At 55.7% G+C, this 20849-nt stretch carries 21 protein-coding genes and 1 riboswitch; of the genes, 12 read left to right on the top strand and 9 right to left on the bottom strand.

Annotated features, from left to right (window positions below; genetic code table 11):
- The first annotated feature begins 207 nt into the window (after positions 1 to 207).
- From cecR to M8Q36_RS22765, 5 genes are read left to right on the top strand one after another with little or no spacing between them, the layout of a single operon-like run.
- On the top strand, positions 208 to 882 hold the full coding sequence (cecR, locus tag M8Q36_RS22745; protein ID WP_045514057.1) for a transcriptional regulator CecR: 675 nt from the start codon (positions 208 to 210) through the stop codon (positions 880 to 882).
- Complete coding sequence (gene hlyD, locus M8Q36_RS22750) at positions 882 to 1877, top strand: secretion protein HlyD (RefSeq protein WP_249882838.1); 996 nt, start codon at positions 882 to 884, stop codon at positions 1875 to 1877. Before cecR ends, hlyD begins: the two co-directional genes overlap by 1 nt.
- A complete protein-coding gene (locus M8Q36_RS22755; protein ID WP_249882480.1) occupies positions 1870 to 3609 on the top strand; it encodes an ATP-binding cassette domain-containing protein in 1740 nt (579 codons plus the stop codon). Before hlyD ends, M8Q36_RS22755 begins: the two co-directional genes overlap by 8 nt.
- Complete coding sequence (locus tag M8Q36_RS22760; RefSeq protein ID WP_249882481.1) at positions 3599 to 4732, top strand: ABC transporter permease; 1134 nt, start codon at positions 3599 to 3601, stop codon at positions 4730 to 4732. The genes M8Q36_RS22755 and M8Q36_RS22760 overlap by 11 nt, the downstream gene beginning before the upstream one ends.
- 9 nt (positions 4733 to 4741) lie before the next feature.
- Positions 4742 to 5848, top strand: a complete 1107-nt coding sequence (locus M8Q36_RS22765) for an ABC transporter permease (protein ID WP_175272647.1) — start codon at positions 4742 to 4744, stop codon at positions 5846 to 5848.
- Between the two features lie 54 nt (positions 5849 to 5902).
- Here M8Q36_RS22765 and M8Q36_RS22770 read toward each other — a convergent pair whose 3' ends face one another.
- The gene (locus M8Q36_RS22770) at positions 5903 to 6340 is read right to left on the bottom strand and encodes a YbhQ family protein (protein ID WP_249882482.1); all 438 of its coding nucleotides are present in this window, start codon (positions 6338 to 6340) and stop codon (positions 5903 to 5905) included.
- A gap of 132 nt (positions 6341 to 6472) precedes the next feature.
- On the opposite strand from M8Q36_RS22770, the gene M8Q36_RS22775 reads away from it, so the two are divergent.
- The 3 genes from M8Q36_RS22775 to M8Q36_RS22785 are packed head-to-tail and all read left to right on the top strand — an operon-like array spanning position 6473 to position 9440.
- Positions 6473 to 7234 (top strand): endonuclease/exonuclease/phosphatase family protein, encoded by a 762-nt coding sequence (locus tag M8Q36_RS22775; protein WP_017456000.1) that lies wholly within the window; start codon positions 6473 to 6475, stop codon positions 7232 to 7234.
- Positions 7231 to 8475 (top strand): cardiolipin synthase ClsB, encoded by a 1245-nt coding sequence (clsB, locus tag M8Q36_RS22780; protein WP_020457106.1) that lies wholly within the window; start codon positions 7231 to 7233, stop codon positions 8473 to 8475. The genes M8Q36_RS22775 and clsB overlap by 4 nt, the downstream gene beginning before the upstream one ends.
- Complete coding sequence (locus M8Q36_RS22785; RefSeq protein WP_249882483.1) at positions 8472 to 9440, top strand: lysylphosphatidylglycerol synthase domain-containing protein; 969 nt, start codon at positions 8472 to 8474, stop codon at positions 9438 to 9440. The genes clsB and M8Q36_RS22785 overlap by 4 nt, the downstream gene beginning before the upstream one ends.
- A 4-nt stretch (positions 9441 to 9444) precedes the next feature.
- Here M8Q36_RS22785 and M8Q36_RS22790 read toward each other — a convergent pair whose 3' ends face one another.
- The 7 genes from M8Q36_RS22790 to moaA all read right to left on the bottom strand — a co-directional run bounded on the left by M8Q36_RS22790 (position 9445) and on the right by moaA (position 13687).
- On the bottom strand, positions 9445 to 10146 hold the full coding sequence (locus M8Q36_RS22790) for a Bax inhibitor-1 family protein (RefSeq protein ID WP_249882484.1): 702 nt from the start codon (positions 10144 to 10146) through the stop codon (positions 9445 to 9447).
- Between the two features lie 75 nt (positions 10147 to 10221).
- Positions 10222 to 10929 carry a Bax inhibitor-1/YccA family protein gene (locus M8Q36_RS22795; protein ID WP_017455996.1) on the bottom strand — a complete coding sequence of 236 codons (708 nt, stop codon included), beginning with the start codon at positions 10927 to 10929 and terminating at the stop codon, positions 10222 to 10224.
- Positions 10930 to 10986: 57 nt separating this feature from the next.
- The gene (moaE, locus tag M8Q36_RS22800; protein ID WP_249882485.1) at positions 10987 to 11439 is read right to left on the bottom strand and encodes a molybdopterin synthase catalytic subunit MoaE; all 453 of its coding nucleotides are present in this window, start codon (positions 11437 to 11439) and stop codon (positions 10987 to 10989) included.
- A 1-nt stretch (position 11440) separates the two neighbouring features.
- Positions 11441 to 11686, bottom strand: a complete 246-nt coding sequence (gene moaD / locus M8Q36_RS22805; RefSeq protein WP_045514041.1) for a molybdopterin synthase sulfur carrier subunit — start codon at positions 11684 to 11686, stop codon at positions 11441 to 11443.
- Positions 11679 to 12164, bottom strand: coding sequence for a cyclic pyranopterin monophosphate synthase MoaC (gene moaC, locus M8Q36_RS22810; RefSeq protein WP_017455993.1), 486 nt, complete (start codon positions 12162 to 12164; stop codon positions 11679 to 11681). Before moaC ends, moaD begins: the two co-directional genes overlap by 8 nt.
- Positions 12165 to 12167: 3 nt before the next feature.
- Positions 12168 to 12680, bottom strand: a complete 513-nt coding sequence (gene moaB / locus M8Q36_RS22815) for a molybdenum cofactor biosynthesis protein B (protein ID WP_249882486.1) — start codon at positions 12678 to 12680, stop codon at positions 12168 to 12170.
- Positions 12681 to 12697: 17 nt separating this feature from the next.
- A complete protein-coding gene (moaA, locus tag M8Q36_RS22820) occupies positions 12698 to 13687 on the bottom strand; it encodes a GTP 3',8-cyclase MoaA (protein ID WP_020457100.1) in 990 nt (329 codons plus the stop codon).
- Positions 13675 to 13819, bottom strand: a riboswitch (molybdenum cofactor riboswitch). It overlaps the preceding gene by 13 nt.
- A gap of 226 nt (positions 13820 to 14045) precedes the next feature.
- On the opposite strand from moaA, the gene yvcK reads away from it, so the two are divergent.
- From yvcK to pmrB, 4 genes are all read left to right on the top strand, one after another.
- Positions 14046 to 14954 carry a uridine diphosphate-N-acetylglucosamine-binding protein YvcK gene (yvcK, locus tag M8Q36_RS22825; protein WP_249882487.1) on the top strand — a complete coding sequence of 303 codons (909 nt, stop codon included), beginning with the start codon at positions 14046 to 14048 and terminating at the stop codon, positions 14952 to 14954.
- 109 nt (positions 14955 to 15063) lie between these two features.
- Positions 15064 to 16707 (top strand): phosphoethanolamine transferase EptA, encoded by a 1644-nt coding sequence (eptA, locus tag M8Q36_RS22830; RefSeq protein ID WP_249882488.1) that lies wholly within the window; start codon positions 15064 to 15066, stop codon positions 16705 to 16707.
- On the top strand, positions 16704 to 17375 hold the full coding sequence (gene pmrA, locus M8Q36_RS22835) for a two-component system response regulator PmrA (RefSeq protein ID WP_017455988.1): 672 nt from the start codon (positions 16704 to 16706) through the stop codon (positions 17373 to 17375). The genes eptA and pmrA overlap by 4 nt, the downstream gene beginning before the upstream one ends.
- Positions 17376 to 17378: 3 nt before the next feature.
- Positions 17379 to 18464: a two-component system sensor histidine kinase PmrB gene (pmrB, locus tag M8Q36_RS22840; RefSeq protein ID WP_249882489.1), complete on the top strand. Its 1086-nt coding sequence runs from the start codon at positions 17379 to 17381 to the stop codon at positions 18462 to 18464.
- Positions 18465 to 18677: 213 nt separating this feature from the next.
- Here pmrB and uvrB read toward each other — a convergent pair whose 3' ends face one another.
- Positions 18678 to 20699 carry an excinuclease ABC subunit UvrB gene (uvrB, locus tag M8Q36_RS22845; protein WP_249882490.1) on the bottom strand — a complete coding sequence of 674 codons (2022 nt, stop codon included), beginning with the start codon at positions 20697 to 20699 and terminating at the stop codon, positions 18678 to 18680.
- Between the last annotated feature and the right edge of the window lie 150 nt (positions 20700 to 20849).

The raw sequence follows: 20849 nt of genomic DNA on the forward strand, positions 1-20849 counted from the left end.
ACAGGTGTAGTTTTCGAGGAGATAATAATTTGGCTGATGACAAAAACCACAATGTCATGAAGGGGCGGAGTGTATCAGCTTTTGTGATCACACGCATAAAATATCCCTCCGGGTACGGAATGCGTGATATTAACGCACCGCTAACTGGACAAGCCTAAAATTTAGCCATAAAGTTAATCAATCGATTGATTAACTCTCATCACCGCCATGCATACAACACCGACCACCAGCCGGGGCGAACAGGCCCGAAACCAGCTGATTGCCGCCGCGCTGGCACAGTTTGGTGAATATGGCTTGCATGCCACCACGCGGGATATCGCCGCACAAGCCGGGCAGAACATCGCCGCGATCACTTACTATTTTGGCTCAAAAGAGGATTTATATCTCGCCTGCGCGCAGTGGATCGCCGATTTTATCAGCGACAATTTTCGCCCGCATGTGCAGGCCGCCGAAGAGCTGTTCGCCCAGCCCGTGCCGGATAAAGCCGCCATTCGCGAGCTGATCCACCGCGCCTGTAAAAATATGATTGTGCTGCTCACTCATGACGAGACGCTCAACCTGAGCAAATTTATCTCTCGCGAGCAGCTCTCGCCGACGCGCGCTTACCAGTTGGTGCATGACCAGGTGATTGCGCCGCTGCACAGCCACTTTACGGCGCTGCTCGCCGCCTACACCGGGCGCGACGCCAAAGATACGCAAACCATTATTCATACCCATGCGCTTATCGGCCAGATCCTCGCCTTTCGCCTCGGGCGGGAAACCATTTTGCTGCGCGCCGGATGGACGCAGTTTGATGAAGAGAAAGCGACACAGATTTATCAGGTCATCACCTGTCATATCGATCTTATCTTGCAAGGATTAACGAACAGGAGTTCAACGTGATGAAAAAACCCATCGTCGTGGTAGTGATAGTTGTGGTGGTACTGGCCGCGCTGGGCGGCGGCTGGATGTGGTATCAAAGCAAGCAAGACCGCACGCTCACCCTGTACGGGAATGTCGACATCCGCACGGTGAATTTAAGTTTCCGCGTTGGCGGACGGCTCTCTGCGCTGAACGTGGATGAAGGGGATGCGATAAGCGCCGGGCAAACACTTGGCGAAATAGATAAAGCACCCTATGAAAACGCGCTGTTGCAGGCACAAGCCAATGTCGCAACGGCACAGGCAAAATACTCGCTGGCGACTGCCGGTTACCGTGATGAAGAGATAGCCCAGGCCGTCGCCGCCGTGCGACAGGCACAAGCCGCATATGATTACGCGCAGAACTTCTTTCAGCGCCAGCAGGGACTGATGAAAAGCCGGGCGATTTCGGCAAACGACCTGGAAAATGCCCGCTCCTCACGGGATCAGGCCCAGGCAACGCTGAAATCGGCACAAGATAAACTGAGCCAGTACCGCGCCGGTAATCGCCCGCAGGAAATCGCCCAGGCAAAAGCCAGCCAGGAACAGGCCGAAGCCGCGCTGGCGCAGGCGCAACTGGATCTGCATGACACCACGCTTATCGCGCCGAGTAACGGCACCGTGCTGACGCGCGCTGTCGAACCCGGCAGCATGCTCAACGCCGGAAGTACTGTATTAACCCTCTCCCTGACCCGCCCGGTATGGGTTCGCGCCTATGTGGGTGAACGCAATTTGCACCAGGCACAGCCGGGGCAAGAGGTTTTGCTGTATACCGATGGCCGCCCGGATAAGCCTTATCACGGCAAAATTGGCTTTGTTTCGCCCACCGCCGAATTCACGCCAAAAACCGTCGAAACCCCGGATTTGCGTACCGATCTGGTCTATCGCCTGCGCATTATTGTGACCGATGCCGATGACAGCCTGCGCCAGGGGATGCCTGTTACGCTGCGCTTTAGCGGCGAGGCGCGCCATGAGTGATGCGGCTATCCACCTTCGCGGGTTAGTAAAGCGCTTTGCCGGCATGGAAAAACCCGCCGTTGCGCGGCTGGATTGTGAGATTAAAGCGGGATATGTCACCGGCCTTGTCGGGCCGGATGGCGCCGGGAAAACCACGTTGATGCGCATGCTCGCCGGGTTGATGCGCCCGGATGAGGGCAGCGCGCGCGTCATGGGCCTCGATCCTGTCGCCAATGACAGCGAACTGCATGCCATGCTCGGCTATATGCCGCAGAAGTTTGGCCTGTATGAAGATTTGACGGTCATGGAAAACCTCAATCTGTATGCCGATTTGCGCAGCGTTACCGGCGAGCAGCGCCGTCAGACGTTTGCGCGGCTGCTGGAGTTCACCGCCCTCGCCCCGTTTACCGGGCGGCTGGCCGGGAAACTCTCCGGCGGCATGAAACAGAAGCTGGGGCTGGCCTGTACGCTGGTCGGCGAACCGAAAGTGCTGTTGCTGGATGAGCCGGGTGTCGGTGTCGATCCGATTTCCCGTCGCGAACTGTGGCAGATGGTGCATGAACTGGCCGGCGACGGAATGCTGATCCTCTGGAGCACCTCTTATCTTGATGAAGCCGAGCAGTGCCGCGACGTGTTGTTAATGAACGAAGGCGAACTGCTGTATCAGGGTGAACCGAAAGCGCTGACGCAAACCATGGCCGGACGCAGCTTCCTCTTCACCAGTTCAGAGGAGAACAACCGCCGTCTGCTGCGGCGTATCCTGCGGCAGCCGCAGGTCAGCGACGGCATGATCCAGGGCCGCTCGGTGCGTATGATCCTGAAAAAAGGGGCGCAGCCCGAGGATCTGCGACAGGCTGAAAAGATGCCCGCTCTGGAGATCGAGGAGACCGCGCCGCGCTTTGAAGATGCTTTTATCGACCTGCTTGGCGGCGCGGGCACTTCCGAATCGCCACTGGGGGCGATTCTGCATACGGTGGAAGGCAGCGCGGAAGAGACGGTAATTGAAGCCAAATCGCTGACCAAAAAGTTTGGCGATTTCGCCGCCACCGATAATGTCAATTTCGCCGTCAAACGCGGGGAGATTTTTGGCCTGCTCGGCCCGAACGGCGCGGGGAAATCCACTACCTTCAAAATGATGTGCGGTTTGCTGGTGCCGACTGATGGCCAGGCGCTGGTGCTGAATATGGATCTGAAAACCAGCTCCGGCAAAGCGCGCCAGCATCTGGGGTATATGGCGCAGAAGTTCTCCCTGTACGGCAACCTGACGGTCGAACAAAACCTGCGCTTCTTTTCCGGCGTCTACGGCCTGCGCGGGCGGGCGCAGAACGAGAAAATCGACCGCATGAGCGAGGCTTTCGGGCTAAAAAGTATCGCCAGTCATGCCACCGATGAACTGCCGCTCGGCTTTAAGCAGCGGCTGGCACTGGCCTGCTCGCTGATGCATGAGCCGGACATTTTGTTTCTGGATGAGCCCACCTCCGGTGTCGATCCGCTGACGCGCCGCGAGTTCTGGCTGCATATCAACAGCATGGTGGAAAAAGGCGTCACCGTAATGGTGACCACCCACTTTATGGATGAAGCGGAGTATTGCGATCGCATTGGGCTGGTCTATCGCGGGAAGTTAATCGCCAGCGGCACGCCAGACGCGCTGAAGGCGCAAACCGCTGATGCGGATCACCCGGATCCAACAATGGAGCACGCGTTTATAACGCTTATCCATAACTGGGATAAGGAGCATCACGATGAGCGTTAAAGCCCTCTCCTGGCGGCGCGTGCGCGCGTTATGCGTGAAAGAGACACGCCAGATTGTGCGTGACCCGAGTAGCTGGCTGATTGCGGTGGTGATCCCGCTGCTGCTGCTGTTTATTTTCGGTTACGGTATTAATCTCGATTCCAGCAAACTGCGCGTAGGCGTACTGCTTGAACAGCACAGCGAAGAGGCGCTCGATTTTACCCATACGCTGACCGGTTCGCCCTATATTGATGCCACCATCAGCGATAACCGCCAGCAACTGATTCAGATGATGCAGGCCGGGCGCATTCGCGGGCTGGTGGTGATCCCGGTAAACTTCGCCGCGCAAATGGCGCGCCCTGGCGACAGCGCGCCGGTGCAGGTGATAACCGATGGCAGCGAACCGAATACCGCTAATTTTGTGCAGGGGTATGTCGAAGGCATCTGGCAACTCTGGCAGCAGCAACGCGCGGAAGATAACGGAGAAACGTTTAAGCCGCTGATTGATGTGCAAACGCGCTACTGGTTTAACCCGGCGGCTATCAGCCAGCATTTTATTATCCCTGGTGCGGTGACCATTATCATGACGGTGATTGGCGCTATCCTCACCTCGCTGGTGGTGGCACGCGAGTGGGAGCGTGGCACCATGGAAGCGCTGCTCTCCACCGAAATCACCCGCGCGGAACTGCTGCTGTGCAAACTCATTCCCTATTACTTTCTTGGCATGCTGGCGATGGGGCTGTGCATGCTGGTGTCGGTGTTTATTCTCGGCGTGCCGTATCGCGGCTCGCTGCTGATCCTCTTTTTGATTACCAGCCTGTTTTTGCTCAGCACCTTAGGCATGGGGCTGTTGATTTCTACCGTCACACGCAATCAATTTAACGCCGCGCAGGTGGCGCTTAACGCCGCGTTTTTACCGTCGATTATGCTGTCCGGGTTTATTTTCCAGATAGACAGCATGCCCGCCATTATCCGCGTGGTGACGTACATTATTCCGGCTCGCTACTTTGTCAGCACCCTGCAAAGCCTGTTTCTGGCGGGCAATATCCCGGTGGTGCTGCTGGTGAATGTGCTGTTTTTAATTGCCTCGGCGGTGATGTTTATTGGCCTGACGTGGCTGAAAACCAAACGCAGACTGGATTAAGGAAAAGCCATGTTTTACCGTTTACTGACGCTTATCCGTAAAGAGTTGCAATCGCTGCTGCGCGAGCCGCAAACCCGCGCCATTTTGATCCTGCCGGTGCTGATTCAAGTGCTGCTGTTTCCTTTCGCCGCCACGCTGGAAGTGACCAACGCCACCATTGCCATTTATAACGAAGATAACGGCAAACACGCCGTCGAACTGACCCAGCGTTTTGCCCGCGCGAAAGCCTTTACCCATGTTTTGCTGCTGAACAGCCCGCAAGAAATTCGCCCAACCATCGATACGCAAAAAGCGCTGTTGCTGGTGCGCTTCCCGGCGGATTTCTCGCGCAATCTCGACAGCGGCGTTACCGCGCCGATGCAGTTGATTCTGGATGGGCGTAACTCGAACAGCGCGCAAATCGCCGCCAATTATTTGCAGCAGATCGTTAAGGACTATCAACAGGAACTGCTCAGCGGACGGGAAAAACCGAACAACAGCGAGCTGGTCGTGCGCAACTGGTATAACCCGAATCTCGACTACAAATGGTTTGTGGTGCCGTCGCTGATCGCGATGATTACCACCATTGGCGTGATGATTGTTACCTCGCTGTCGGTGGCGCGTGAACGCGAGCAAGGCACGCTCGATCAACTGCTGGTTTCACCGCTGGCGACGTGGCAAATCTTTGTCGGTAAAGCGGTGCCCGCGCTGATTGTCGCCACGTTCCAGGCAACGATTGTGCTCGGCGTGGGTATTCTGGCGTATAAAATCCCCTTCGCCGGTTCGCTGCTGCTGTTCTATTTCACCATGCTGGTGTATGGCTTGTCGCTGGTGGGTTTTGGCTTGCTGATTTCGTCGCTCTGCTCAACACAACAGCAGGCGTTTATTGGCGTGTTTGTCTTTATGATGCCGGCGATTTTGCTCTCCGGTTATGTGTCGCCGGTGGAGAATATGCCGGTCTGGTTGCAGGATCTCACCTGGGCGAATCCGATCCGCCACTTTACCGATATTACCAAGCAGATTTACCTGAAGGACGCCAGCTTTACCATTGTCTGGCAGAGTTTGTGGCCGCTGCTGGTGATTGCGGCGACCACCGGATCGGCGGCGTATGCGCTGTTCAGACGCAAAATCATGTGACGCGCTTTTCGGCTGGCGTACGGGCAGGTGTGTTTGCCCGTCTGTTTTACTGCATTAGCGGTGATCGTGCGGATTGGCTGCGCTGCCGCGTTGATGCAGGCCGAAAGGTTTAACAGGAAGTTTTCTCTCTTTGGTTAGCAGCGACACCACCGCCGGTCCCGCGAGGATCGCCAGCCCGACAACCGCCAGTAAATAGTTATTTTGCAATACGCGGGAGAGCAGCCAGATAACAATCAGCGACGCGCCAAAATACCAGGTGGTGGTCAGCTCCTCCAGCACATCGCCGAACTCGCGCCAGCGCGCTTCATGGTGGCGCTGGAGAAACAACATCAGCAGCACGGAGATGCCATACAGCACGCAAAGCCCTAAGCCAACACGCACCAGCGTGCCGCTCATCCAGCCCATCACCAGCAGCGTTACAATCAGTACGTGCAACATAATCTGCCAGCAACTCAGGCCAGTCGCGACACGAACACGTTGTTGCCACTTCATGGTTTCTCTCCTGGAGGATTTTTATCTGTATGAAGCGTACTCGTATTTACGGAAAATTCCGTAACCCCGCCCTTTTTTGTGACAGGGACTACAATTTATTTTCACGAGGAGAGTGACGCTGGCAGGAGAGTTATGACCCAACACGCGCGAAATTTTTCATTAAAAGTGCTCACCATTAATACCCATAAAGGCTTCACCGCGTTTAATCGCCGCTTTATTTTGCCCGAGCTGCGCGACGCAGTGCGCACCGTTAGCGCCGATATCGTCTGCCTGCAAGAGGTGATGGGCGCGCATGAAGTTCACCCGTTGCATGTAGAAAACTGGCCGGATACCACCCATTACGAATTCCTTGCCGATACCATGTGGAGCGATTACGCCTACGGACGCAATGCGGTTTACCCGGAAGGGCATCATGGTAATGCGGTGCTCTCCCGCTTTCCGATTGAGCACTATGAAAACCGCGATGTCTCCGTTGACGGCAGCGAAAAACGCGGCCTGCTCTACTGCCGGATTGTGCCGCCGGATCTCGGTCACGCCTTGCATGTGATTTGTGTCCACCTCGGGCTGCGGGAAGCGCACCGCCAGGCACAACTGACCATGCTGGCGGAGTGGGTCAATTCACTGCCGGAAAACGAACCGGTGGTGGTCGCTGGCGACTTTAACGACTGGCGGCAAAAAGCCAATCACCCGTTAAAAACGCAGGCCGGGCTGGAGGAGATCTTCACCCGCGCGCATGGCCGCCCTGCCCGCACGTTTCCGGTGAGCCTGCCGCTGCTGCGCCTCGATCGTATTTATGTGAAAAACGCGAACGCCAGCGCACCGACCGCGTTGCCGCTGCGTAACTGGCGTCATTTGTCCGATCATGCCCCACTGAGCGCGGAGATCCATCTATGAAATGTAGCTGGCGGGAAGGTAATCGCATTCAGTTGCTGGAAAACGGGGATAACTATTACCCCGCGCTGTTTGACGCCATCGATCATGCAAAACAGCGCGTTATTCTGGAAACCTTTATCTGGTTTGAAGACGATGTTGGACGTCAGTTGCAGCAGGTGCTGCTGCGTGCTGCCCAGCGCGGGATCAGCATTGAAGTGCTGCTGGACGGCTACGGTTCGCCGGATCTGAGCGAACCGTTTGTCAGTGCGTTGACTTCGGCGGGGGTCATTTTCCGTTACTACGATCCCGGCCCACGGCTGTTCGGCATGCGCACCAATCTCTTTCGCCGCATGCACCGCAAAATCGTGGTAATCGATAACACGGTGGCGTTTGTGGGCGGCATTAACTACTCGGCAGAGCACGTCACCAGCTACGGCCCGGAAGCGAAGCAGGATTACGCCGTGCGGGTTGAAGGCCCGGTGGTGCTGGATATTTTGCAATTTGAACTGGAGAACCTGCCGGATAACGCACCGGTCAAACGCTGGTGGCGCAAGCGCCGCCATCGCCCGGAGGAGAACCGCAAACCCGGCGAAGCGCAGGCGCTGTTTGTCTGGCGCGATAATGATGATCATCGCGACGACATTGAACGCCACTACCTGAAAATGCTGGCGAATGCGCGCCGCGAAGTGATCATCGCCAACGCCTACTTCTTCCCCGGTTACCGGTTGTTGCACGCCATGCGCAGCGCCGCCCGGCGTGGTGTCAGCGTAAAACTGATTGTGCAGGGTGAACCAGATATGCCGATTGTGAAAGTCGGTGCGGAGCTGCTTTATAACTATCTGCTGAAAGGTGGTGTCCAGGTGTATGAATATCGTCGCCGCCCGCTGCATGGCAAAGTGGCGCTGATGGACGATCACTGGGCCACTATCGGCTCCAGCAATCTTGATCCGCTGAGCCTGTCGCTCAACCTTGAAGCCAATCTGATTATTCATGACCGCGTGTTTAACCAGACGCTGCGCGACAATTTGCAGGGGCTGATTAATAACGACTGCGTGCGGGTAAATGAGTCGATGGCGCCGAAACGAACGTGGTGGAACCTCGGAAAAAGCGTGGTGGTGTTCCACTTTTTACGCCACTTCCCGGCGATGGTCGGCTGGCTACCGGCGCATACGCCAAGGCTGGCCGAGGTGGAGCCGCCCGTTCAGCCCGAAATCGAAACCCAGGATCGGACTGAAGCGCAGCACTCAGGGGTGAAACCATGACATCACGCTCACATCCGCGCTGGCGGCTGGTGAAAAGAGTCCTCACGGTCCTGTTCTTTATTGCTGTTGTGGTACTGCTGGTGCTGTATGCACAAAAAGTGAACTGGGATGATGTCTGGAAAGTCATTCGCGACTATAACCGCACCGCGCTGCTGAGCGCCGTCGCACTGGTGGTAATCAGCTATCTGTTATATGGCTGCTATGATTTGCTCGGCCGTGCTTACTGCGGGCACAAGCTGGCAAAACGCCAGGTGATGCTGGTGTCGTTTATCTGTTATGCCTTTAACCTGACGCTCAGCACATGGGTGGGCGGCATCGGTATGCGCTACCGGCTTTACTCACGTCTTGGTCTGCCGGGGAGCACGATTACCCGCATTTTCTCACTAAGCATTACCACCAACTGGCTGGGCTACATTTTGCTCGGCGGGGTGATTTTTACCTTCGGCGTGGTGCAGATCCCGGCGCACTGGTATATCGACGACACGACGCTGCGCATTGTTGGCGTGGTGTTGCTGCTGGTGATCGCGGTTTACCTGTGGGGCTGCGCGTTCGCCAAACGCCGCCATCTGACGATTAAAGGGCACAAGCTGGTGCTGCCATCGTGGAAATTTGCCGTTGCGCAGTTGGCTATTTCCAGCGCCAACTGGATTGCCATGGGGGCAATTATCTGGCTGCTGATGGGCATGCAGGCCGATTTCTTCTTCGTGCTTGGCGTGTTGCTGGTCAGTAGTATCGCGGGTGTGATTGTGCATATTCCGGCGGGGATCGGCGTGCTCGAAGCGGTGTTCATCGCCCTGCTCGCCAGCGAGCACGTTTCACAAGGCATGATTATCGCCGCCCTGCTCGCCTACCGCGTACTTTACTACTTCCTGCCGCTGCTGCTGGCGCTGGTTTGCTACCTGTTGCTGGAGAGCCGGGCGAAAAAGCTGCGGGCGAAAAACGAAAAAGCGATGGCGCAGCAGTAAGTTTTTAGCGCGAGCTGGTGCCAGGTAAAAGATACGACAGCAGTTCCAGCGTTCTGAAAAAGGCGGTGATAACCCCAAGCCAGATAGCCAGTGCGCCACGGATCGCACTGCTCTGCACGGTGGTAAATTCGCGGGCGTAGAGCTCGCGCGCGCTTACGGCGATGGACTTGCTTTTGTATGCGCTTACCGCGCTAAAGAACAGCACCGCCATTATGCTACCGAACCACAGTAACAGACCGCTGTGCCGCAGGCTGTTTACGCCTATCGCCAGCAACAGACCCGCCAGCGCCATCAGCCAGTAGTAACCGCTGCCGCGCAGGGATGAACCGGCAAAATGGGCAATCGCTGCGCCAAGCAGATACATGCCGCCGGTAATCGCCAGATGGACGATAATCCCGGCGAGCGGAAACAGGCTGGCGAGCAACAAGCCCGAGAGGATACTCATCAGCGCCAGACCGGCTAACGCCAACCAGGTATTGAAGCGGTCAAAAAGAGCGTTGAGCACCAGGGCGGCGACAAACCAGAGGATCACCAGCAGAACAATGATGGCGCTGTGTTCGGTAAACGCGCGGATCGCCATGACATCCAGCACCAGCCAGGCCGTGGCGATACTCAGCGCCATTCCTGCCGCCAGCCATAAGCAAATATTGACCATCAGCTCTGCAGGCGCGACCTGTGCAGGCTGGATCCAGCCAAAGGGTTTCACCGGGTTCCTTCCTGAATAGCGGCTGTCCGCCAGGCAAAAAAATCCCGGCAAATGCCGGGATCGTGAAGCGGGATATTAACGGCGGTTACCGAAAATACGCAACAGCATCAGGAACAGGTTGATGAAGTCGAGGTACAGCGTCAGCGCGCCGAGAATGGAGGATTTACGCAGTTGCGACGCGTCGCGAACATCGATTTGTTGACCGATATTTTTCAGCTTCTGCGTGTCGTAGGCGGTCAGACCAACGAAAATCACCACCCCGATATATGTTACTGCCCACATCAGCGCTTCACTCTTCAGCCAGAAGTTGACCAGTGAGGCCAGCAGGATACCAATCAGCCCCATAAACAACATGCTGCCAAGGCCGCTGAGATCGCGTTTGGTGGTGTAACCATACAGGCTCATCGCGCCAAACATCCCGGCGGTGACGACAAAGGTGGCGGCAATAGATTGCGCGGTGTAGACCAGCAAAATACTGGAAATCGTTAGCCCGGTTAGCGCCGAATAGAGCATAAACAGCGTGGTTGCCAGCCCGGCGCTCAACTTATGAATCAGCCCGGAGAGCACAAACACCACCGCCAGTTGCGCAATCACCAGGCCGAAGAAGGTTATCTGGCTGGAAAACACGAACGACATGATGGCTTCGCTGCGCGCGGCGTACCAGGCGACAAACGCCGTCAGCAGCAGGCCGCAGGTCATCCAGCCATATACCTGCGCCATATACGTTTGTAAGCCGGTACGGCTGTGCTGAACAATTGAATCAGAACGAGGGAAACGGTCCATAATCACTCCAGATTGATGGGTTAACCTTTTAAGGTTAACACATCCCTGCGCAACGGATTACCAACGTTTCGCCGCCTGCTGGTCGCTGTCGCGGGCTTCCACCCAGCGATCGCCTTCCGGCGTCGCCTCTCGTTTCCAGAACGGCGCGCGGGTTTTCAGGTAATCCATAATGAATTGCCCGGCGTCAAACGCGCTGCTGCGGTGCGCGCTGGCCACACCAACAAAGACAATTTCGTCGCCCGGCCACAATTCGCCCACACGGTGATACACGGTGATGCGCCCGAGCGGCCAGCGGCTACGCGCTTCATCAACGATCTCCGCCAGCGATTTTTCCGTCATGCCCGGATAGTGCTCCAGCGTTAACGCACTGACGCTGTCGCCTAAATTGTGATTGCGCACTTTGCCGGTAAACGTCACTACCGCGCCGTCTTCATCGCTCGCCGCCAGCCAGGCGTACTCATCACCGACGCTGAACGTCGCATGATCGACGCAAATTCGCGTTTCGCTCATTTCAGCCTCCGGTGACCGGCGGGAAGAAAGCAACCTCATCGCCGCTTTGCAACGGATGGTCAAAACTGACCAGCGTCTGATTCACCGCCGCCAGCAATTTGCCCTCTTCCAGCGCCAGCGCCCAGCGCTCGCCCTGCGCAGCCAGATGCTGGCGCAGCGCTTCCACAGAGCTAAAAGACGTTTCAATGGTGGTGCTGTCGCAGCCGACCAGTTCGCGCACCTGCGCGAAAAAAAGGACTTTAATCATTGCTATCCGCCCTGAAATCACCCGATTTGCCGCCGCTTTTCGCCAGCAGGCGCACCGGGCCAATCACCATATCTTTTTGTACCGCTTTGCACATATCGTAAATAGTTAACGCCGCGACAGAAGCCGCCGTGAGCGCTTCCATCTCCACGCCGGTTTTGCCGCTCAGGCGGCACACGGCTTCGATACGCACACGGTTATGTTCCGGCTCCGCCTGCAACAGCACTTCGACTTTGCTCAGCAACAGCGGGTGGCACAGGGGGATCAATTCCCAGGTGCGTTTCGCCGCCTGGATCCCGGCGATACGCGCAGTGGCAAAGACATCACCTTTGTGGTGGCTACCGTCGACGATCATCGCCAGCGTTTGCGGCAGCATGGTGACAAACGCTTCAGCGCGCGCTTCACGCACGGTTTCCGCTTTGGCGGATACATCCACCATATGCGCTTCGCCGTCGGCGTTAATATGGGTCAGTTGTGACATAACTTATTTCTTAAGATGGGGGTAGAAATTACACGGGCGCGTACGCGCATCCAGCTGCGGCGCAATAATATTTTCCCATGCGGTGCGGCAGGCTTTGGTCGAACCGGGCATAGCAAAAATCAACGTCTTATTCGCCATACCGGCAACCGCGCGGGATTGCAGCGTCGCGGTGCCAATCTCTTCAAACGAGAGCATGCGGAACACTTCGCCAAACCCTTCGACTTCGCGGTCGAACAGCGGCAATAACGCTTCCGGCACCTGGTCGCCTTCCGTCAAACCGGTGCCGCCGGTGATCAACACGACTTGCACATCATCGCTTGCGATCCACGCGGAAACCTGGGCGCGAATGGCGTAACGGTTCTCTTTGACGATGGCTTTATCGACCAGTTGATGACCGGCTTCATGCGCGGCGTCACGCAGCCAGTGACCGGATGTATCGTCTTCTTCGCCGCGACGGCTGGAGACCGTCAAAATAGCTAGCCTGACCGGGATAAACTCAGCGCTGACCTGGCTCATGTCATTCTCCTTGCGGTTTAACCGCCGATGTATGAAAGGTTTTGCGTAATGCCTGTATTGCCCTGATGCAGGAAGTGCGTCTGCTTTTTGTGCGTTAACGCCACCGCAATACGCTGTTCAAGCATCGCCTGCTGCGCATCGTCTTGCAGCAGATCGCGCAGATTCACGCCGCCATCGCCAAACAGGCACAGATGCAGTTTACCGGTCGAGGAGACGCGCAGACGGTTGCAACTGGCGCAGAAATCTTTTTCATACGGCATGATAAGGCCGATCTCCCCCTCGTAATCCGGGTGGCAGAAAACCTGTGCCGGGCCATCGCTGCGCTGGCGCAACTGGTGGATCCAGCCGCGTTTAAGTAGCTCATCGCGCAGCACCATGCCGGAGATATGGTGGTTGCGGAAAAGCTCGCTGCCCTCGCCGGTTTCCATCAGTTCAATAAAGCGTAGCTGGATAGGACGCGATTTGATCCACGCCAGAAAGGTGTCGAGCTGATGATGGTTCACATCGCGCATCAGCACGGTGTTGACTTTGACTTTGGCAAACCCGGCGCTGAAAGCGGCATCGATACCGTCCATTACCTGGCGGAATTTATCCTGCCCGGTAATGGCGTGAAATTGCCGCGCATCAAGACTGTCGACGCTGACGTTGATGGCGGTAAGCCCCGCCTCGCGCCACTGGGCCGCGTCACGTGCAAGGCGGTAGCCATTGGTGGTGACGGCGATCTGCCGGATAGCGCTGTTTTCACGCACCGCCGCAATGATGTCGGTAAAATCGCGGCGCAGGGAGGGCTCCCCGCCAGTCAGGCGCACTTTCTCCGTGCCCATCGCGCTAAACGCGCGCGTCACCCGGCGAATTTCTTCGACGCTCAGGAAGCCATTATTATTGACGCCGCTCGGCTTGTAGCCGTCAGGCAGACAGTAAGTGCAACGGAAATTGCACACATCGGTGATCGACAAACGCAAGTAATAGAACTTACGCGCGAACGCATCGGTAAGTTGTGAGGCCATGTACACCTTTCCAAGTACGGGAGATGCAGTCATTTCTTCCTGCACCCTGGCAGCAGAACCATTCGGTTTGCTACGGCCAAAGCACCATGTCGTGAGAGTTAGGTTGCTTAGGCTTGAGTGTATGTTTTGTCAGTAACGCTAAAATTGCTTAAGCGATAGTAGCGCGAACGTCGGGCTTTCGCTATCACGATCATCGCTATATAAACAGATACATAGCGACATGATCGTGCACTTTCGCTACAGAGTACGCGAAAATCGCCTTTTTGCTTTGATATGTGTCATTTTCCTTCCTGCACGGCATCGTCTTTTGGTGGTATTTAGGCTAACGTAGCGCGGTAAATTTTGATAAGGAACCATTATGCGTAATCGCACACTTGCAGACCTGGATCGTGTTGTCGCCCTCGGCGGCGGGCATGGCCTCGGGCGTGTGATGTCTTCGCTTGCCTCGTTGGGATCGCGACTTACCGGCATTGTCACCACCACCGATAACGGCGGTTCAACCGGGCGTATTCGCCGCTCTGAAGGCGGAATAGCCTGGGGCGATATGCGTAATTGTTTAAACCAGCTCATTACGGAACCGAGCGTAGCCTCGGCGATGTTTGAGTACCGTTTTAGCGGTAATGGCGAACTTTCCGGGCATAACCTCGGAAATTTAATGTTAAAGGCGCTCGATCACCTCAGTGTGCGGCCTCTGGAAGCGATCAATTTAATTCGCAATTTATTAAAGGTGGACGCGTTTTTAATCCCGATGTCTGAGCAACCCGTCGATTTGATGGCCACCGACAGCGAAGGGCATCAGGTTTATGGCGAGGTCAACATTGACCAGCTTCACGCGCCAATTCAGGAGTTAATGCTGTTTCCGAAGGTGCATGCCACTCGCGAAGCAGTACAGGCAATCGCAGAAGCGGATTTGATTATCATCGGCCCAGGCAGCTTTTACACCAGCCTGCTACCGCTGCTGCTGCTCGACGATCTGGCGCAAGCCTTACGTCGTACACCCGCGCCGGTCGTTTACATTGGCAACCTTGGTAAAGAACTCAGCCCTGCCGCCGCCAGCCTGACGCTGGCAGACAAACTGGCAATTATGGAGCAGTACGTCGGTAAAAAAATTATCGATGCCGCCATTGTTGGCCCGAAAGTCGACACGCAAACCGTTAGCGATCGGTTAATTATTCAGGAAGTGCTGGAAGCCAGCGATATTCCCTATCGCCACGACCGGCATCTGCTGCGCGTCGCGCTGGAAAAAGCGGTGCAACATTTGGGTTAAGAGGCGGATGGCGGGAATTTTTTCTCCCGTCAGCGCTTTGCTTAATTTCTTAAGGTTGTCTTAAAAATCGGCTGTCAGCATAGCGCTACTTTCATTGCTGGATCCGAGTATGCGTATGCTTCACCTTCGTCGGCCAACCTTAAGCCGCCTCCACTTTATTCTGCTCTTTGCCGCTTATATTGCGCTGGGCCTGAATATTGCGTTTTATCACCAGGCATTCACTTTATTGCCAGTGAACTCATTGCATAGCTGGCTGGTTTTCCTCTCCATGCCACTGGTTGCTTTCAGCGTCATTAATATTGTGTTGTCTCTGGCGTCGTTTGTGCGTCTTGATCGCCTGGTGATCTCACTCTTTGTGCTGGTGAGTTCGGCGGCGCAGTATTTCATTTCGACGTTTGGCATTATTATCGACCGTTCAATGATCACCAATATTCTCGACACCACGCCGGCGGAAAGTTTCGCCCTGCTGTCGACCAAACTGGTGCTAACGCTGCTGCTGACCGGCATTCTGGCTGTGGTTATCGCCTGGTGGATTAATATAAAACCCGCCCGCTCCGCGTTACGCAGCGTAATGTTGCGCGTTGCCAGCATTATTATTTCTGTGCTGGTTATCGTGGCGGTGGCGCTGCTGTTTTATAAAGATTACGCCTCGCTGTTTCGCAATAATAAAGAGCTGGTGAAATCACTCAGCCCGTCAAACTCAATTACGGCTTCTCTTTCGTGGTATTCCCATAACCGCACCGCCAATCTGCCGCTGGTGAGAATTGGCGAAGATGCGCGTCAACGCCCGGAAATGCAGCGCGGTCCACACAAAAACCTCACTATTCTGGTGCTGGGTGAAACTTCGCGTGCGGCGAACTTTTCACTCGGTGGTTATGAGCGTGAAACCAACCCGTTGTTAAAACAGGATAATGTTATTTACTTTCAGAACACGGCTTCCTGTGGGACGGCGACCGCTGTCTCCGTACCGTGTATGTTCTCCGGCATGACGCGTGCGCATTATGACGATCAACTGGCGGCGCATCAGGAAGGGTTGCTGGATATTATCCAACGCGCCGGAATTAACGTGCTATGGAATGAGAACGACGGCGGCTGTAAAGGCGCGTGCGATCGTGTTCCGCATCAGGATATGACGCAATTAAACTTGCCGGATTACTGTATTAAAGGCGAATGCCAGGATGAGATCTTATTCCACGATCTCGCCAGTTATATCGATAAATTGCAGGGTGACGGGGTGATTGTATTACACACCATCGGTAGCCACGGGCCGACGTATTACAACCGCTACCCGGCGCAGTTCCGTAAATTTACGCCGACCTGCGATACCAATGAAATTCAGACCTGCTCACAGCAGCAGCTGATTAATACCTACGACAACACCATTTTGTACGTCGATTATATTGTTGATAAAGCAATAAAATTGCTGCAATCGAAGCAGGATAAATTCACCACCAGCCTGGTTTATCTCTCCGATCACGGTGAGTCGCTTGGCGAAAATGGCGTTTACTTGCACGGCCTGCCGTACTCCATTGCGCCGGAAACACAAAAACATGTTCCGCTGCTGATTTGGCTGTCGCAGGAGTATCAAACGCGTTATGGCGTGAACAGCCAGTGTCTGCAAAAAAATGCGCGGGAGAAGGCGGTTTCACAGGACAACCTCTTCCCGACGATGTTGGGTATACTGGGTGTCAGCACGAAAGAGTACCGTGCTGAAGACGATCTTTTAACCGCGTGTCGGGGGCAGTTGAAATGAAGATTCTGGTGGTTGAAGATGATGCTCTGCTGTTGCAGGGGTTGATTCTGGCGATGCAAAGCGAAGGGTACGCCTGCGATGGCGTTTCTACTGCGCATGAAGCTGCGCTGTGTCTGGCAAACGGCCATTACAGCCTGCTGGTGCTCGATTTGGGTCTGCCGGATGAAGACGGTTTGCATCTGCTCACCCGGCTGCGCCGCGAAAAATATACGTTGCCGGTATTGATCCTCACCGCCCGCGATACGCTTGAAGATCGCGTGGCTGGGCTGGATACCGGTGCAGACGACTACCTGGTCAAACCCTTTGCGCTGGACGAGCTGAACGCCCGCATTCGCGCGCTGTTGCGCCGCCATAATAACCAGGGCGATAACGAAATCAGCCACGGTAATCTGACGCTGAATGTAACACGCCGCCAGGCGTGGCTGGATGAACAGTTGCTGGAGCTGACGCCAAAAGAGTACGCCCTGCTGTCGCGCCTGATGCTGAAAGCCGAAAGCCCGGTACACCGGGAGATCCTCTATAACGATATTTACAACTGGGATAACGAACCGTCGACGAACACGCTGGAAGTGCATATCCATAATTTGCGCGACAAAATCGGCAAATCGCGTATCCGCACAGTGCGTGGGTTTGGTTATATGCTGGTGCAACCGCAGGAACGGAGCTGATTGATGGCGCTCTTCAATTTCAGGCGCTGGAGCATGCGCCGCCGTTTGTTACTCACCATCGGTGGCATTCTGGTGTTTTGCCAGTTGGTCAGCGTGTTCTGGCTGTGGCATGAAAGCGAAGAGCAAATCCAGCTGCTGGTGCAGGCAGCCATTCATAATCACAACAACCGCAAACATATCGAGCATGAAGTCCGCGAAGCGGTGGCCAGCCTGCTGGTGCCAAGCCTGTTGATCATCGGGCTGGCGCTGCTGCTCTGTATGCAGGCGGTGAAAGCCATTACCCGGCCGCTGCTTGAGCTGCAGGAAGAGCTGAATAAACGCACGCCGAACAACCTGCAACCCATCACGCTGAACAACAGCGTCAGCGAAGTGGAAGCGGTTACCTCATCGATTAACGAGCTGGTCTCCCGCCTGACGCTAACCCTCGACAGGGAGCGGCTGTTTACCGCCGACGTTGCCCATGAGCTGCGCACGCCGCTGGCGGGGTTACGTCTGCATCTGGAATTGATGGCGAAAACCAGCGGTATCAACGTTGACCCGCTGGTGCAGCGCCTTGAGCAAATGACGGAAAACATTGCCCAGCTATTACTGCTGGCGCGCGTCGGCCAGTCTTTCTCCGCGGGTAGTTACCAGCAGGTGATGCTGTTGCAGGATGTGGTGCAACCCATGCGCAGTGAACTGGAACAGATGCTGAACGCGCGCGAACAGACGCTGGAAATTGCAGAGCCAGAAAGGGACATTGCGGTTGCCGGTGACGCCACGCTGCTGCGGCTGCTGGTGAGAAACCTGGTGGAAAACGCCCACCGCTATAGCCCGACAGGCTCGACCATTACCGTACGTATCGAAAACGCTGCCGCACCGGTACTGGCGGTGGAAGATGAAGGGCCGGGCATTGATGAAAGTCGCAGCGGAGAGCTCAGTAAAGCCTTCGTGCGTATGGACAGCCGCTATGGCGGCGCGGGCCTGGGATTAAGCATTGTGTCGCGTATTGCGCAACTGCATGACGCGCAGTTCTTTTTGCACAACCGGCTGACGCAATCTGGCGTACGGGCGTGGGTAAAATTCCTCCCCGGCGCCCGCCAGGCATAAATCAGTAGGTCAGCACCCACAGACGGGCAAAACCAATCACTAACGCCAGCGCGAAAGCGACAGCGAAAAACTCACGAACCTTAAATTGTTGCATCAGATTGCCCTCCAGAATACCGGTGGGCAGTGTGTCAGGCGTAGGTTAAGCCAACATTAAGAGAGCCCGGACAGGCTCTCTTTTTTGTTATTTTGTGCTGTCATATCACCGCGCTGATTTCAGGATGCGGCAATAAACAGCTCGCGCAGCTGGTGCAACTGGTCGCGTACTTTCGCCGCCTCTTCGAACTCCAGATTTTGCGCATGCTGCATCATCTGACCTTCCAGTTCGTGGATTTTCTGCTGCAGCGCTTTCGGCGAGAGCGCCAGTTCAGCAGCTTCCACCTGCGCAGGCGTGCGCGTTTTACCACGGCCTTTCGCGCGCGTCTTCGCCAGCCCTTCGCCAAGCGCCAGAATATCCACCACTTTCTTGTTCAGACCCTGTGGCGTAATACCGTGTTCTTCGTTATAGCGCTGCTGTTTCTCACGACGACGCTCGGTTTCGCCAATCGCTTTCGCCATCGACGGTGTGATCTTGTCGCCATACAGAATCGCTTTACCGTTGATGTTACGTGCGGCACGGCCAATCGTCTGGATAAGTGAGCGCTCAGAACGCAGGAAGCCCTCTTTGTCAGCATCCAGAATCGCCACCAGCGAGACTTCCGGCATATCCAGCCCCTCACGCAGCAAGTTGATGCCGACCAGCACATCAAACTCGCCAAGGCGCAAATCGCGGATTATCTCCATACGTTCAACGGTGTCGATATCCGAGTGCAGATAACGCACCCGCTCGCCATGCTCTTCGAGGTATTCCGTGAGGTCTTCCGCCATGCGTTTGGTCAGCGTCGTCACCAGAACACGTTCGTTAATTGCGGCGCGCTGGCGAATTTCAGAGAGCAAATCGTCCACCTGGGTCGCCACCGGACGCACTTCAATCACCGGATCGAGCAGCCCCGTCGGGCGCACCACCTGATCAATCACTTCGCTGCCCGATTTCTCCAGCTCGTAATTGCCCGGCGTCGCCGAAACATAAATTGACTGCGGTGCCAGCGCTTCAAACTCTTCAAATTTTAACGGTCGGTTATCCAGCGCCGACGGCAGGCGGAAACCGTACTCCACCAGCGTCTCTTTACGCGCGCGGTCGCCGCGATACATCCCGCCGATCTGCGGAATGGTCACGTGGGATTCATCGATTACCAGCAGCCCATCGGCTGGCAGGTAGTCGAACAGCGTCGGCGGCGGCTCGCCCGGCCCGCGCCCGGAAAGATAGCGCGAGTAGTTTTCAATCCCCGAGCAGTAGCCCAGCTCGTTCATCATCTCCAGGTCGAACTGCGTACGCTGGCTGAGCCGCTGCTCTTCCAGCAGTTTATTGTTTTCCAGCAGCGTTTTACGGCGTTCCGCCAGCTCCACTTTGATCTCTTCCATCGCCTGCACGATCCGCTCGCGCGGCGTTACATAGTGTGTTTTCGGGTAGATGGTGAAACGCTGGATGTCCGACTCAATATGGCCGGTCAGCGGATCGAACAGCGACAGGCGCTCAACTTCTTCATCGAATAATTCGATACGCAGCGCCAGATCATCAGATTCCGCCGGGAAGACATCGATAACTTCGCCGCGCACGCGGAAAGTGCCGCGCTGGAACGCCTGATCGTTGCGGGTATATTGCAGCTCCGCCAGACGACGCAGGATCGCGCGTTGATCGATGATCATGCCCTTAGTCAGGTGCAGCATCATTTTCAGGTAGAGATCCGGATCGCCCAGACCGTAGATCGCGGAAACAGAGGCCACCACAATCACATCGCGACGCTCCAGCAGCGCTTTCGTCGCTGACAAGCGCATCTGCTCGATATGTTCGTTCACCGAGGCATCTTTCTCAATGAAAGTGTCAGAGCTTGGCACATACGCTTCCGGCTGGTAGTAATCGTAGTAAGAGACGAAATACTCGACCGCATTCTCCGGGAAGAACTCTTTCATTTCACCATAAAGCTGCGCCGCCAGCGTTTTGTTCGGTGCCAGCACCATTGTCGGGCGCTGGAGATCGGCAATCACATTAGCGACGGTGAATGTCTTCCCTGAACCCGTCACCCCGAGCAGCGTCTGGTGCGCCAGGCCGTCTTCCAGACCTTCCTTGAGGCGGCGGATAGCTTCAGGCTGATCGCCGGAAGGACGAAAAGCGGAATTCAGTTTGAACGGTTTACTCATGAATGGCTACCTGATGAAGGAATGAGCGGGCAGGTAACACATTTTACTCACCCTGTTCACTTTTGCCAATAAATAACACTGGATGAAAAAACAGTAGCGAAACAGGCAATCTGTACTACTCCCCGTTAGGGCACCGCTTCTCCCCGCAAA

Source organism: Kosakonia sp. R1.Fl (genome assembly GCF_023516815.1).
Classification (GTDB): Bacteria; Pseudomonadota; Gammaproteobacteria; order Enterobacterales; family Enterobacteriaceae; genus Kosakonia.

Excerpts from the sequence above, each read along its gene's own strand:
- cecR (WP_045514057.1), top strand. The coding sequence starts at position 208 with ATGCATACAACACCGACCACCAGCCGGGGCGAACAGGCCCGAAACCAG.
- hlyD (WP_249882838.1), top strand. The coding sequence starts at position 882 with ATGAAAAAACCCATCGTCGTGGTAGTGATAGTTGTGGTGGTACTGGCC.
- M8Q36_RS22755 (WP_249882480.1), top strand. The coding sequence starts at position 1,870 with ATGAGTGATGCGGCTATCCACCTTCGCGGGTTAGTAAAGCGCTTTGCC.
- M8Q36_RS22760 (WP_249882481.1), top strand. The coding sequence starts at position 3,599 with ATGAGCGTTAAAGCCCTCTCCTGGCGGCGCGTGCGCGCGTTATGCGTG.
- M8Q36_RS22765 (WP_175272647.1), top strand. The coding sequence starts at position 4,742 with ATGTTTTACCGTTTACTGACGCTTATCCGTAAAGAGTTGCAATCGCTG.
- M8Q36_RS22770 (WP_249882482.1), bottom strand. The coding sequence starts at position 6,340 with ATGAAGTGGCAACAACGTGTTCGTGTCGCGACTGGCCTGAGTTGCTGG.
- M8Q36_RS22775 (WP_017456000.1), top strand. The coding sequence starts at position 6,473 with ATGACCCAACACGCGCGAAATTTTTCATTAAAAGTGCTCACCATTAAT.
- clsB (WP_020457106.1), top strand. The coding sequence starts at position 7,231 with ATGAAATGTAGCTGGCGGGAAGGTAATCGCATTCAGTTGCTGGAAAAC.
- M8Q36_RS22785 (WP_249882483.1), top strand. The coding sequence starts at position 8,472 with ATGACATCACGCTCACATCCGCGCTGGCGGCTGGTGAAAAGAGTCCTC.
- M8Q36_RS22795 (WP_017455996.1), bottom strand. The coding sequence starts at position 10,929 with ATGGACCGTTTCCCTCGTTCTGATTCAATTGTTCAGCACAGCCGTACC.
- moaE (WP_249882485.1), bottom strand. The coding sequence starts at position 11,439 with ATGAGCGAAACGCGAATTTGCGTCGATCATGCGACGTTCAGCGTCGGT.
- moaD (WP_045514041.1), bottom strand. The coding sequence starts at position 11,686 with ATGATTAAAGTCCTTTTTTTCGCGCAGGTGCGCGAACTGGTCGGCTGC.
- moaC (WP_017455993.1), bottom strand. The coding sequence starts at position 12,164 with ATGTCACAACTGACCCATATTAACGCCGACGGCGAAGCGCATATGGTG.
- moaB (WP_249882486.1), bottom strand. The coding sequence starts at position 12,680 with ATGAGCCAGGTCAGCGCTGAGTTTATCCCGGTCAGGCTAGCTATTTTG.
- moaA (WP_020457100.1), bottom strand. The coding sequence starts at position 13,687 with ATGGCCTCACAACTTACCGATGCGTTCGCGCGTAAGTTCTATTACTTG.
- yvcK (WP_249882487.1), top strand. The coding sequence starts at position 14,046 with ATGCGTAATCGCACACTTGCAGACCTGGATCGTGTTGTCGCCCTCGGC.
- eptA (WP_249882488.1), top strand. The coding sequence starts at position 15,064 with ATGCGTATGCTTCACCTTCGTCGGCCAACCTTAAGCCGCCTCCACTTT.
- pmrA (WP_017455988.1), top strand. The coding sequence starts at position 16,704 with ATGAAGATTCTGGTGGTTGAAGATGATGCTCTGCTGTTGCAGGGGTTG.
- pmrB (WP_249882489.1), top strand. The coding sequence starts at position 17,379 with ATGGCGCTCTTCAATTTCAGGCGCTGGAGCATGCGCCGCCGTTTGTTA.
- uvrB (WP_249882490.1), bottom strand. The coding sequence starts at position 20,699 with ATGAGTAAACCGTTCAAACTGAATTCCGCTTTTCGTCCTTCCGGCGAT.